Below are 10,735 nucleotides of genomic sequence, written 5' to 3' on the forward strand. Positions count from 1 at the left end.
ATTAAATCTATGGCTAAATACTCAGACGAATTAAGAGGCGTTGTCCGCGCACTTTACCTGCGCCGCTATACGCCTAAAGAAATTGCATCAGAATTAAATCTGCCGAATGCGCGGATCGTTTACTACTGGGCGGAGAAATATAAATGGGCTGACCTGCTCAGTTTCGAAAGTACAGAGGAGGCAATTGAGCGCCGTTACCAGCTGTTAGCATCCCGCGACAATAAAACGGACCTGGATTTAAAAGAAATGGATTTGCTTATTACTCACGCCACAAAGCTGCGCGCCCAGAGCAATAAGCATAAAGAAAAGCTGGCCTCCAGCCAGGGGGAACGGCAGGCAGCTGCGCGAGGGGATAGCGAGGATGAACCGCGCGGCAAACGCAAGTACAAGAAAAACGATATTTCGTCTCTGACCCAGGAAGATTTTGACACCTGGGCGGACGAACATCTTTTCGAATATCAGAAACACCTGCGCCGCAACATTGGCCAGCTGGTCAGGAACATCCTGAAAAGTCGCCAGATCGGTGCAACCTGGTACTTTGCGTTTGAGGCGTTCGAAAACGCGGTAATGACGGGCGATCCGCAAATATTCCTGTCCGCGTCCAAAGCCCAGGCGGAGGTGTTCCGGTCATACATCGTCAACATTGCCGAACAGTATTTCGGTATCACGCTGACCGGGAACCCGATCCGCTTAAGCAACGGCGCAGAACTGCGTTTTCTGTCGACCAACAAAAACACCGCCCAGTCATACAGTGGCCATCTTTACTGTGATGAATATTTTTGGGTGCCCAACTTCGCAAAACTTAATGAAGTGGCCAGTGCGATGGCCACACATGACAAATGGCGCACCACCTACTTTTCCACGCCATCGGCCAAAACACACCAGGCGTATCCGTTCTGGACGGGTGAAGAGTGGAAACAGGGCAGCAAGAAACGTGCGGCCATCAAATTTCCGCTGTTCGATGAAATGCGGGACGGTGGTCGGCTCTGTCCGGATGGCCAGTGGCGCTATGTCATCACCATGGAAGATGCCATTGCGGGTGGCTTCAATCTGGCCAACATCGAGAAGCTGCGCAACCGCTACAACACCGCCACGTTCGACATGCTTTACATGTGCGTGTTCGTGGACAGTAAGGATTCTGTTTTCAGCTTTTCCGATCTGGAAGCGTGCGGCGTGGAGGTGGACACCTGGCAGGATCACGACCCGGACGCAAAACGGCCGTTTGGTGACAGGCCAGTCTGGGGCGGCTTTGACCCGGCACGCAGCGGCGATTTGTCGTGTTTCGTCATCGTCGCCCCGCCGATGTTTGCCGTGGAAAAATTCCGCGTGCTGAAGGTGATTTACTGGAAGGGAATGAACTTCCGCTACCAGGCAAAGCAGATCGAAAAGCTGTTTGACCAGTACAACTTCACGTATCTGGGCGTGGACGTAACCGGGATCGGCCAGGGGGTGTTTGACAACATCCAGCACTTTGCCATGAAGGTTGTCGTGCCGATTCGCTACGACATGAACACCAAAAACCAGCTGGTACTGAAGGCCGCTGACGTGGTGGAAAGCCAGCGTATCGAGTGGGACAAAAACCTGAAGGAAATCCCCGCCAGCTTTATGTCCGTGCGGCGTACCACCACGCAGAGCGGTAACGCCATGACCTTTGTCGCAGACCGCAGCCAGGACACTGGCCACGCAGAGGCGTTCTGGGCAATCACCCACGCCCTGCATAACGAACCACTTAACTACGAAAACAAACCAAAATCCCGCTGGGGTGTAAGGAAACAGGCAGCATGAGCAAAAAGAAACGTTTTGTGAAGCGTGAACAGCGCGGCGAAAAGTCCAAAAAAATGAGCATTATCAGCTTTGGCAAACCAGAACCGGTACTGACTACCGGAACCGATTACCGGGATATCTGGTATGACAACGCCGCCGATCATTACACCCAACCGATTGACCGTCTGGCGCTGGCGCAGCTAATCAACCTGAACGGCCAGCACGGAGGGATTATCCACGCCCGTAAAAACATGGTTACAGCAGATTATCAGGGCGGCGGCCTGACGTTCGACGAGCTGGAGGCCGCTGTTTTTGATTATCTGACCTTTGGTGATATTGCTGTGGCCAAAATCCGTAATGGCTGGGGAGACGTGATCGGGCTTCAGCCGTTGCCGGGGCTTTACCTCCGCCGACGAAAGGAGAAAGAAAATGCGGAGACTGTGCCAGGGGATTACGTGGTTTTACAGGAAGGCGAGCCGCTGGCGTTCCCGCCTGAAGATATCATTTTCATCAAGATGTACGATCCGCAGCAGCACATTTATGGTCTGCCGGATTACATCGGCGGCGTTCACTCTGCCCTGCTGAACAGTGAGGCGGTTATTTTCCGCCGTCGCTACTACCACAACGGCGCCCACACGGGCGGCATTCTGTATACCCGTGACCCCAGCATGACGGACGAAATGGAGGAGGAAATTGAACAGCAACTGCGGGACAGCAAGGGGATCGGCAACTTCTCCACCATCCTGGTGAATATCCCAGGCGGCGACGGTGACGCGATCAAGTTTATTGAGATGGGGGACATTTCGGCCAAAGATGAATTTGCGAGTGTTAAGAACATAAGCGCCCAGGACATTCTGAACGCGCATCGCTTCCCGGCCGGGCTTGCGGGTATCGTTCCGCAGAATACTGCCGGACTGGGCGACCCGGAAAAGGTTGAACGCACCTACAAAAAGAATGAAGTGCTGCCCATTCAGCGCCGCCTTGCGATGGCCATCAACAGCGATCCGGAGATTCCGCGCCACCTGCATTTGAATTTTGCTGAAGAAACAACGGTGAAGGGTGCAGCATGATGCAAAAAAGGCTAAAATCCAGGCATTATTTGACAGCCGGAGAATGGAATATGAGAGTCCTGAAGATTGAATGCCCGGAATGCGGCTCTAAGGCTGTAATTCGCAAGACTAACCGGAAACATCGCGAGATTGCGGATATTTACTGCGCTTGTTCTGATGTGGAGTGTGGGCACACTTTTGTTATGAATTTGACGTTTTCCCACACCCTCAGCCCCAGCGCAAAAACGGGTGATTCCTTGGTGCAAACATTGCTCAAAAATCTCTCACCCGACCAGAAGCAAATGGCTCTGGATTTATTGAAGGCTGCGCCCGCGGCCTAAAATGCCCCCGCTCTGGGGGTTTTTTATTTCCCCCCTGACTACGTTCCGCATCTCTTCAGCAATTTCACCGATCCAAGTTAAGGCAATAGTCTTTTCCTTCGCGCTTATCTCACTTACATGGGCAATTTTTGCCAGTAATTCGATGCGCTCCAGCTTTGCTGATGCCTCTAAGATATCCATGCAGCCCTCCCACAAAACAAAACACTGTATAACCATACAGTATACCCAAACGCACAATATGTGAAATGATAATTAGCGTAAAACGCAATTTACACATTACTAATCACGCACTTACACACCACTACTGCCAGCCTGGCCATTGTTCATCTTCCGGATTGTTCCGCTTCTCCTGTAACCTCCCTTTCCTGTAAATCAGGGCAGATCGGCCAAATTTGAGACCGCCCCCCCGCTTCAGAATGTCGATTTCTTCATCCGTTCCGGCAAACCCTCGCTGGTTCAGTTCCAGTTTTAACCGTCTCCGGGTTCCCCCCTCCGTACAGTTATTGACAGAACTCCAAGGGGCGGCGCTGCCGCCAGAAAAACCCGCCTCCGCTGGCGCTTCGGCCAACTTCGCAACCTTCTGCCACTTAACCAGACGGGTGCAAACTTCGGAATCAGGGATCAAAGGCGAATAGATACCCTGCACACGCTGAACATCTTCAGCGTACTCGTTACCCTGTTCTGTGATTTCATAGGCCAGACGCACAACCAGATCGCGACGTGCAACCAGTGCGCCACCCTGCAACTGTGTATAGGCCGCCCAGTCCCCTACATCAGCCGCCGCCAGCACCGCATCCATACGGCTGTCAGTCAGGCGCTGATCACCCAGGCGGCGCAACTCACGCCATACAGTCACAGGCGCACCACCAATTTGCTGAAACTGGCGAATCCGCCAGCGGGATGCCCAGGCCGATACGGATTTGGCCATATCGCGCAGGTTTTCCCCGGTTTCTTCATCCTGCTCGCCATCGAGCGCAAAGCCGTCGATATTTTTTGAGATGTATTTAGCGATATAGCCTGTTGCCGACCCTTTAGCGGGATCGATAGGTTCAACGTGAAAACGCGCCTTAAGCGCGTTGGGTGTCTGTAGTTCTTCTGAATCGGTAATCCTGGCGTGATAGCAAAGAATATCGCGCACCGCCTCAACGTCATGCGGTTGCATAAACAGCAGCATATGCCAGTGCGGTGTCCCGTCGTGGTGTGGCTCCACCACGCGAAAACCAAAAACATGAATACCGGCACGGGAGATCGCCGCGCGTGCTTTTGCCCAGACGTTGCATAAATAACGCTGCGTGTCCCGTGGGCTTAATCCGTTCCACTGAGACACAAAGCCACCTTTGCTGTGTACTGCGTGATAACGTGAAGGCGCAGTGATTGTGTAAAACTCGCCAGCCAGCCCCTGTTCATTGGCGATATCTTCAAACCCGCGCATACGCACCATCAGTTCACAGCGACGAATGGCCGGGTTAGCAACGCTGCGGTGTACCATGCTGTCCAGCGCAATACGGTTGCCCTCTTCGTCCATCAGATCAAACTTTTTGAAGAACTCCAGATTTCGTTTCTTCTGGTCTATCCATTCGCCCAGGGTTTTACGTGATACGTAGGCGCTGGCAGATTTCTGCACCTGACCAACGGCGATGGCCAGATGTTCACGTTGCAGGTCACGGGCACGCTTCAGGCGCTGATACCACCATTCCGGTGCCATGAGACGCAAAATCCCGGACTCCGCTTTTCGGGTTTCCAGGTGGCCTTCATTTGCTTCGTGCTCTGCCCAGTAAGGCGGCTGATTGTTCAGCATGAGGGAAAGCGAGCAAAGATTGCGGTAAGCCTCCAGCGTGCGCTGGCGCATTTCCCTTTCGTCTTTGGATTTACCCTTCAGAGTGTCGGTGAAGTCATAGAACATCTGAGCCATCCAGCCAGAGACCTGGCCAGACAGCTTTTTTAGATCGGTACGGTCAAGCGAGGGCAAGCGCTGCAATGATTTGCCAAAAGGGAGATCGAATACATCAGCGGCCAGCTGGTAACGCGCAGCCACTTTCCGCAGGCGTGGCAATACATTCTCACCGATTGTTTTGCGCAGGAATGTATTGGCACGGCGGCGGCCGTCACGACCAGCAAACAGCTTTTCGTAACGGTTGCCAAAATACCCGGCTAGCCAGTCGGGTATCTCATGAAGGAACTGTGAGCGCCATTCGTAGTCCTGTGGGTTAACTGCCCACAAACGGCGCTCTGTGATTGTTGCATTCGCTGGCGTTCCTGGCGCAAAAGTATCACGCCGCCAGGCATTGACGGCATGATGTTGGCCAGCAAGAGACAGATCAGTCACGATTAACCCACTTCTTCCAGGCATTAATCATGTAAGCAGCGGCACAAACCGCCACCAGTACAGGCCAGACGAGGGAAGAGATAGCGACCAAAATAAAGTCTGCATCATCTGAAGTCTCCGCGTCCCGGCGCTCTTCCCAGGAAAAGTAGATGAAAGCCGCAAATACCGTCAGCGCATACAGCCCGGTCATGGGTTCAGTCATCATTTCGCCACCACCCCAGCGCTGGAATCTGTTGAAACTGGTGATTTCAGGATCAGCTCTGCGGCAGATTTCTGGCTTGCAGCTGCGGCACCAACACTGCGGGGCGCTTTGACTTTCGTCGCCTCAAACCCGGCGTACAGGTAATGCACCATCTCCAGATCGCTGTTTGACGCAACAACACTCACGCCCTTTTCAGCAAGACGGCGCAGCTTTCTGGCCAGCCGCCCCTGATCAAGATGTGAAAAACCGCTTTCAGTGTATGAGGTGAAATTTCCTGATTCCGTCAGGTATGGCGGATCGCAATAGACCACATCCCCGGTACGAACCAGCGCCAGCGTTTCGGAGTAATGCGCGGTGATGAACGTCGCGCGCTTCGCCTTTTCAGCAAATGCCTGGACCTCTTTTAGCGGGAAATAGTTTTTCTTGTACTTCCCGAACGGGACATTGAACTGGCCACGGCGGTTGTAACGGCAAAGTCCGTTAAAGCCGTGGCGGTTCAGGAACATGAAACGGGCAGCGGCTTCAACGCTTTCATCCCCAAGCGCCTTTCCCGACAAATTGAACGCATCCCGGACGGCATAATAAAAAATGGCGCGGCTCTCCTGTTCACCTAACGCCCCGGCAGAAAACAGGGCTTCAAGCTCCACAAGAAACGCGTCGGTATGGTAGGCCATCGCCTTATACAGATTGACTAAATCCGGGTTCAGGTCAGCGATCAGGTATTCGTCATAGTCCGTATTCATCATGACGGCGCACGAACCCGCGAAAGGCTCCACCAGGCGTTTTCCTTCCGGCAGATGATCACGCAGCTGGGGCATAAGGCGGACTTTGCTGCCAACCCATTTAAGAGGCGTTTTAATGGTCATTTAGCACCGCCTTTGAGCATGGCTGCGCGGCAAGCATCCCAAATAACCTGCGGATTTGCGTCGCTATCAACAAAACCGCCACATTCCTGATAAATAACATCAAACACCGGGCGCGGAACGACCTCTGGCATGGTGAGGGCAGCTAGTGCGATTTCATGATTAGCCAGCGACTTTTGGAGAAGCTCATTCGCTTCATCGCTCATGTTCAATTGAAGAGCGGAACTGATAGCAGCAATATCATCCTGCGCCAGTTCTATTAACTGCTCTTTAGTAAATTGCTTACTCAATTCCATGCCGCACCGCCTTTGCTGCAAATGGCCGCAGCCTCTTCACGGATCAACTCTACGATTTCGGCAGCGCTTAAACCTTCGTTCGCGGCATACGCGGCCAGCTTATCCAGACGGGCAGAACACAGATCGGCGGAGGCCGCTTTACCTTCCTCAGTAGCTTTTGCCAGCATTGCCAGCAGGTCAGTACCGGATTGGTTGACGGGTAAAAACATGCGTGTTGTTTGCATTTTGGTTTCCTCAGGGCAAAAGAATCCCCGGCCACCGCAGGGATGGCCAAAAATTCAGGCAGTTAATTAGTGGAAAGAGACGGTAACAGGCGCGGCTGAGTAGCTCGGCGCGGGTATCTGGTGCAGCTCGTAGGTATTGCGCCACCACTCCTGGATCAGCGCTTTGACTTCCCCAGCGCCCAGTGACCCGGCGATGTAATACATGGAACGAATGCTGGCAATTGCTTCAACCTGCTGGAACTGGCTTTCCGCTTCACGATAGACACAGCACCAGTACGCAACATTCACGGCCAGCCAATGGCGTTTATTTGTCATGTGCTCGGTGTCGTTAAAGAAAAACGGATGTAAGGCCACACGGCCATTTTTAACGGTGCTTTTCTCCAGAAAGAGAATGGCGTAATTGTGTGGAACACCCCACGCAGCCAGCTCCTGTCCCAGTTCTTTGGCATTTACAGAGATAATGGACATCAGTGATTCTCCTGCTGTTGTAACAATTGTATTTTGCTAACGAATTGAGGTGCCACAACCATCTGCACCCCGTTACTGCTGTAAATCGGATTAACCACCTTTGCCGGGCGATTGGCGGTGCGCCGGGAAAAATCGCTGTCACGCAAACTCCCGAACCCCTCAAACGTTAACCGGGCGCGGGAAATACCTTGTTTCAGTTGAATCATTTCGCGGTAGTTCAGGCGTGCATACAGCTCATGCCAGCAGCATTTACACAGGTGGGCTTTGAAAACGTCCGACCCGGAATTTACTGCGGCTGCATGTAAAACAACCCCTCGCCATTCAGGTGTTAATTTGTCCCACCATTCGGCGGCTTCGCTTTTTTCACTCCAGTATTTACGGCGCATATACTCCAGCCACTTCAGGCCGATCTCCTGCTGCTTTTCGCTAATGGCCATAACGCCCCCTGATAATTCCGAACAAACGAAACCACCATGGACGACGAGACGAACGGGCATTGAATTTGTACTGGTGGCCAGGGTTCCAGCGTTGGCCGTTTGGCAGTTCAATCCAGCCAGTTGACCCGCTGGCCAGCTGCATGGCCGGAGATTCTTTTTTCAGATAGGTAACGAACGCTTTCATGGTTATCCCTCACATCATGCTGCTGGCGCTGGTAGTCACGATATCGACGGCAGCAGCAAGAACCGGCGCAGACTGGAGGCGGCTTTCAACGGTGTAAGCCAGAACGGAAAGGGAACGGATGGCATCACGGGCACGATCAAGGATTTGTATGCGACGTGCGGCGGTCATATGCTCAGTTGAAACGGCTTCCCCAGCGATCGCACCCACGTTTGCGGTGGCACTTAATGCGCAAAACTGCATATTCGCTTCAGTGGCGTTATTGACCGGAACGGACGGGAGGCAGTTAATCTGCCCCAGCATCCCATCCAGTAAACGCGCATCTTCGGTGTAATCGGTAATAGCCAGTAGCTCGTCACAGGTCAGGCGATGCGGTTGAATCGGGTTCAACTTATTGCGCAGGATCTGCGGACGCATACCAACGGCAGCGGCGACATCCTCCAGATTGTGCGACAGCGCAAACGCTCGGCAAGCTGCATCAAAGTGAGCATGTTTAGAAGTCTGATAATCAAACATTGTTAGCCCCGCTCTAATCTGTAGGATGAATTACGCGTTAAGCGAAATATCACATTCACTTAAAGCCTGGATAGTGAGCGCGGCCATGTTGACTTCGACCAAGCCTTTCTTCTGCTTACCCTTCGGCTTAATTGGTAATTTTCCGTATTCAATCAGGTTTCTAGCGGTTTCCTTGTTGGTACCAGTACGGCGGCAGTACTCGTCTAAAGGCAGGTATGGTTCCGGGATGATGATTGTAATGTTCGGACGCATAAGGCAAACTCCATTAGTTAACCTGTACGGCAATACAGGTCGGTAACTGTCAATATTCACTTAAACCTACAAAGCGAAGTTTAAACTCACTTTGCGATAATTTTCAAGGTAAAACTTTCGTGAACCTACAGATTGAGTTTTCCAAAGGCGGATCAGAGGTGTTGGATAGAGTTATCCAGGCGTATGGCTTCAACACTAAATTAGCTCTAGCCGAGCATCTTGATATTGCAAGCAGTAGCCTAGCTAACCGCTATAAGAGGGATTTATTCCCAGCTGATATCGTTGTTAAATGTATGGCTGAGACAGGGGCAACGTTGGAATGGCTAGCGACTGGGCAAGGTAGAAAGTTCAACGATGAAGATTTAGATATCATGAAACTGCCGCGCAAGAAGATCGTGGACGGCAAACTCTATGAGTCTGGTTTTCTTATGCTCGATAAGGTTATTTTTTTACCAGGTAAGCCTTTACCGCAGAATCCAGTCTGTGTGATTGATAACTCACTGCAATACATTATCGATCAGCACTTTACCGAAGTTTATGACGATGTTTGGCTTGTTGAAGTTGAAGGTAAAACCAGCGTTAGAACACTGACAAGAATCCCTGTGGGAAAGGTTAGAGTAAGCGGCGTAGGTATGGCTTTTGACTGCGGGATTGACGATATAAAAATCATTGGCCGCGTTGTTCTGACGATTGAATAAATGAGCGTTCGTAAACTTCCGACAGGCGAATGGATCGCCGACTTCTACACCGTCAACCGCAGTAATGGTAAGAACGGTAAGCGAATACGTAAAAAATTTGCCACAAAAGGCGAAGCCCTGGCATTTGAGAATCATACGCTTCAGAAGTTAGACAGTGCGCCATGGCTGGGTGAAGGGAAAGACAAACGAAGCCTAATCGATCTTATTACGATGTGGTATGAACGCCATGGGGTAGCTTTGCGCAACGGTCAAAAGCGTAAAGATGCTATGGCCTGGGCGGCAGAATGCATGGGATTCCCGCTGGCTACAGAGTTCAATGCCCAGCTGTTCACTGCCTACCGCGCTAAAAGACTTGAAGGGCATTATGCCCGCACCAACAGAGTCTCCAAGATTTCCCCGAAAACAATGAATCTTGAGCATGCTTACTTTCTTGCCATGTTCAATGAACTGAAGCGGATCGGGGAATGGTCAGCTCCCAATCCTTTGGAAAATGTTAGACAGTATCGTACTGATGAATCCGAAATGGCCTTTCTCTCTGTTAATGAAATTGATCGGCTTTTAATGGAATGCAAACGGAGCAAGGTAAAGTACTTAGAGCTAGTCGTGAAAATCTGTCTTTCTACAGGGGCAAGATGGAATGAAGCTGCAACGCTTAAAGGTTCTCAGATTGCTGGCGGTAAAGTCACGTTTGTCAAAACCAAAGGAAAGCGCAACAGAACCATTCCACTTGATGACGAACTTTTAGCTGAACTACCTGATACGAAAGGCGCTCTGTTTCCGCAGCCCTGCTACAACGCTTTCCGCTCTGCTTTGGAGCGTGCCAAGATAGAACTCCCCTCCGGCCAGCTTACCCATGTACTGCGCCATACGTTTGCCAGCCACTTTATGATGAACGGCGGCAACATTCTTGTTCTGCAAAAAATTCTTGGTCATGCTGATATCACCATGACGATGCGTTATGCGCATTTTGCCCCTAGCCACCTTGAAGATGCCGTGCGTCTCAATCCCTTAAAATGTCGCAAAAATGTCGCGACAGCTTAGAAATACTGCCTGATACTCACTTTTATTGACTAGCCTAACCTATTGATAAATATCTAACTTATTGTTTTTTGTAGATA

The 10,735-nt window shown here is 51.5% G+C and carries 16 protein-coding genes; 5 read left to right on the forward strand and 11 right to left on the reverse strand.

Annotation, left to right across the window (positions count from 1 at the left end; genetic code table 11):
- The first annotated feature begins 9 nt into the window (after positions 1-9).
- Genes ACOT0L_RS11160 through ACOT0L_RS11170 form a run of 3 tightly spaced genes read left to right on the forward strand, consistent with a single transcriptional unit; the run spans position 10 to position 3,154 of the window.
- Positions 10-1,785, forward strand: a complete 1,776-nt coding sequence (locus ACOT0L_RS11160) for a terminase large subunit domain-containing protein (RefSeq protein ID WP_063444151.1) — start codon at positions 10-12, stop codon at positions 1,783-1,785.
- A complete protein-coding gene (locus ACOT0L_RS11165) occupies positions 1,782-2,834 on the forward strand; it encodes a phage portal protein (RefSeq protein ID WP_063444152.1) in 1,053 nt (350 codons plus the stop codon). Before ACOT0L_RS11160 ends, ACOT0L_RS11165 begins: the two co-directional genes overlap by 4 nt.
- Complete coding sequence (locus tag ACOT0L_RS11170; protein ID WP_063444153.1) at positions 2,831-3,154, forward strand: ogr/Delta-like zinc finger family protein; 324 nt, start codon at positions 2,831-2,833, stop codon at positions 3,152-3,154. The genes ACOT0L_RS11165 and ACOT0L_RS11170 overlap by 4 nt, the downstream gene beginning before the upstream one ends.
- Here ACOT0L_RS11170 and ACOT0L_RS11175 read toward each other — a convergent pair.
- The 11 genes from ACOT0L_RS11175 to ACOT0L_RS11225 all read right to left on the reverse strand — a co-directional run bounded on the left by ACOT0L_RS11175 (position 3,128) and on the right by ACOT0L_RS11225 (position 8,919).
- On the reverse strand, positions 3,128-3,334 hold the full coding sequence (locus tag ACOT0L_RS11175; RefSeq protein ID WP_045626031.1) for a hypothetical protein: 207 nt from the start codon (positions 3,332-3,334) through the stop codon (positions 3,128-3,130). The two genes, ACOT0L_RS11170 and ACOT0L_RS11175, sit on opposite strands and share 27 nt — an antisense overlap.
- A gap of 121 nt (positions 3,335-3,455) precedes the next feature.
- Positions 3,456-5,504, reverse strand: coding sequence for a replication endonuclease (locus ACOT0L_RS11180; RefSeq protein WP_126503600.1), 2,049 nt, complete (start codon positions 5,502-5,504; stop codon positions 3,456-3,458).
- Positions 5,473-5,685, reverse strand: coding sequence for a hypothetical protein (locus tag ACOT0L_RS11185; RefSeq protein ID WP_063444155.1), 213 nt, complete (start codon positions 5,683-5,685; stop codon positions 5,473-5,475). The genes ACOT0L_RS11180 and ACOT0L_RS11185 overlap by 32 nt, the downstream gene beginning before the upstream one ends.
- A complete protein-coding gene (locus ACOT0L_RS11190; RefSeq protein ID WP_063444156.1) occupies positions 5,682-6,548 on the reverse strand; it encodes a DNA adenine methylase in 867 nt (288 codons plus the stop codon). Before ACOT0L_RS11190 ends, ACOT0L_RS11185 begins: the two co-directional genes overlap by 4 nt.
- Positions 6,545-6,841, reverse strand: a complete 297-nt coding sequence (locus ACOT0L_RS11195) for a hypothetical protein (RefSeq protein WP_063444157.1) — start codon at positions 6,839-6,841, stop codon at positions 6,545-6,547. Before ACOT0L_RS11195 ends, ACOT0L_RS11190 begins: the two co-directional genes overlap by 4 nt.
- Positions 6,832-7,065: a DUF2732 family protein gene (locus tag ACOT0L_RS11200; protein ID WP_047743687.1), complete on the reverse strand. Its 234-nt coding sequence runs from the start codon at positions 7,063-7,065 to the stop codon at positions 6,832-6,834. Before ACOT0L_RS11200 ends, ACOT0L_RS11195 begins: the two co-directional genes overlap by 10 nt.
- 66 nt (positions 7,066-7,131) lie before the next feature.
- Complete coding sequence (locus ACOT0L_RS11205; RefSeq protein ID WP_063444158.1) at positions 7,132-7,533, reverse strand: hypothetical protein; 402 nt, start codon at positions 7,531-7,533, stop codon at positions 7,132-7,134.
- Positions 7,533-7,970, reverse strand: coding sequence for a hypothetical protein (locus ACOT0L_RS11210; RefSeq protein WP_032657705.1), 438 nt, complete (start codon positions 7,968-7,970; stop codon positions 7,533-7,535). The genes ACOT0L_RS11205 and ACOT0L_RS11210 overlap by 1 nt, the downstream gene beginning before the upstream one ends.
- Positions 7,960-8,154, reverse strand: a complete 195-nt coding sequence (locus tag ACOT0L_RS11215; RefSeq protein ID WP_032657702.1) for a phage filamentation protein Fil family protein — start codon at positions 8,152-8,154, stop codon at positions 7,960-7,962. The genes ACOT0L_RS11210 and ACOT0L_RS11215 overlap by 11 nt, the downstream gene beginning before the upstream one ends.
- Positions 8,155-8,163: 9 nt before the next feature.
- Positions 8,164-8,667, reverse strand: a complete 504-nt coding sequence (locus ACOT0L_RS11220; protein WP_032657699.1) for a phage regulatory CII family protein — start codon at positions 8,665-8,667, stop codon at positions 8,164-8,166.
- A 30-nt stretch (positions 8,668-8,697) separates the two neighbouring features.
- The gene (locus ACOT0L_RS11225; protein WP_001247709.1) at positions 8,698-8,919 is read right to left on the reverse strand and encodes a hypothetical protein; all 222 of its coding nucleotides are present in this window, start codon (positions 8,917-8,919) and stop codon (positions 8,698-8,700) included.
- 119 nt (positions 8,920-9,038) lie between these two features.
- Here ACOT0L_RS11225 and ACOT0L_RS11230 point away from each other — a divergent pair, with 119 nt between their 5' ends.
- Complete coding sequence (locus tag ACOT0L_RS11230; RefSeq protein WP_032657697.1) at positions 9,039-9,617, forward strand: phage repressor protein CI; 579 nt, start codon at positions 9,039-9,041, stop codon at positions 9,615-9,617.
- Entirely contained in the window at positions 9,618-10,658 is a 1,041-nt protein-coding gene (locus ACOT0L_RS11235; RefSeq protein WP_032657694.1) for a phage integrase, read from the forward strand. It begins immediately after the preceding gene.
- The last annotated feature ends 77 nt before the right edge of the window (positions 10,659-10,735 follow it).

This window comes from Enterobacter cloacae complex sp. XAL002, from assembly GCF_049236805.1.
Lineage (GTDB): Bacteria > Pseudomonadota > Gammaproteobacteria > Enterobacterales > Enterobacteriaceae > Enterobacter > Enterobacter intestinihominis.

Coding starts and splice junctions, on each gene's coding strand:
- ACOT0L_RS11210 (WP_032657705.1), bottom strand. CDS start 7,970: ATGGCCATTAGCGAAAAGCAGCAGGAGATCGGCCTGAAGTGGCTGGAG.
- ACOT0L_RS11170 (WP_063444153.1), top strand. CDS start 2,831: ATGATGCAAAAAAGGCTAAAATCCAGGCATTATTTGACAGCCGGAGAA.
- ACOT0L_RS11180 (WP_126503600.1), bottom strand. CDS start 5,504: ATGCCTGGAAGAAGTGGGTTAATCGTGACTGATCTGTCTCTTGCTGGC.
- ACOT0L_RS11235 (WP_032657694.1), top strand. CDS start 9,618: ATGAGCGTTCGTAAACTTCCGACAGGCGAATGGATCGCCGACTTCTAC.
- ACOT0L_RS11220 (WP_032657699.1), bottom strand. CDS start 8,667: ATGTTTGATTATCAGACTTCTAAACATGCTCACTTTGATGCAGCTTGC.
- ACOT0L_RS11225 (WP_001247709.1), bottom strand. CDS start 8,919: ATGCGTCCGAACATTACAATCATCATCCCGGAACCATACCTGCCTTTA.
- ACOT0L_RS11190 (WP_063444156.1), bottom strand. CDS start 6,548: ATGACCATTAAAACGCCTCTTAAATGGGTTGGCAGCAAAGTCCGCCTT.
- ACOT0L_RS11205 (WP_063444158.1), bottom strand. CDS start 7,533: ATGTCCATTATCTCTGTAAATGCCAAAGAACTGGGACAGGAGCTGGCT.
- ACOT0L_RS11200 (WP_047743687.1), bottom strand. CDS start 7,065: ATGCAAACAACACGCATGTTTTTACCCGTCAACCAATCCGGTACTGAC.
- ACOT0L_RS11195 (WP_063444157.1), bottom strand. CDS start 6,841: ATGGAATTGAGTAAGCAATTTACTAAAGAGCAGTTAATAGAACTGGCG.
- ACOT0L_RS11160 (WP_063444151.1), top strand. CDS start 10: ATGGCTAAATACTCAGACGAATTAAGAGGCGTTGTCCGCGCACTTTAC.
- ACOT0L_RS11175 (WP_045626031.1), bottom strand. CDS start 3,334: ATGGATATCTTAGAGGCATCAGCAAAGCTGGAGCGCATCGAATTACTG.
- ACOT0L_RS11215 (WP_032657702.1), bottom strand. CDS start 8,154: ATGAAAGCGTTCGTTACCTATCTGAAAAAAGAATCTCCGGCCATGCAG.
- ACOT0L_RS11165 (WP_063444152.1), top strand. CDS start 1,782: ATGAGCAAAAAGAAACGTTTTGTGAAGCGTGAACAGCGCGGCGAAAAG.
- ACOT0L_RS11185 (WP_063444155.1), bottom strand. CDS start 5,685: ATGATGACTGAACCCATGACCGGGCTGTATGCGCTGACGGTATTTGCG.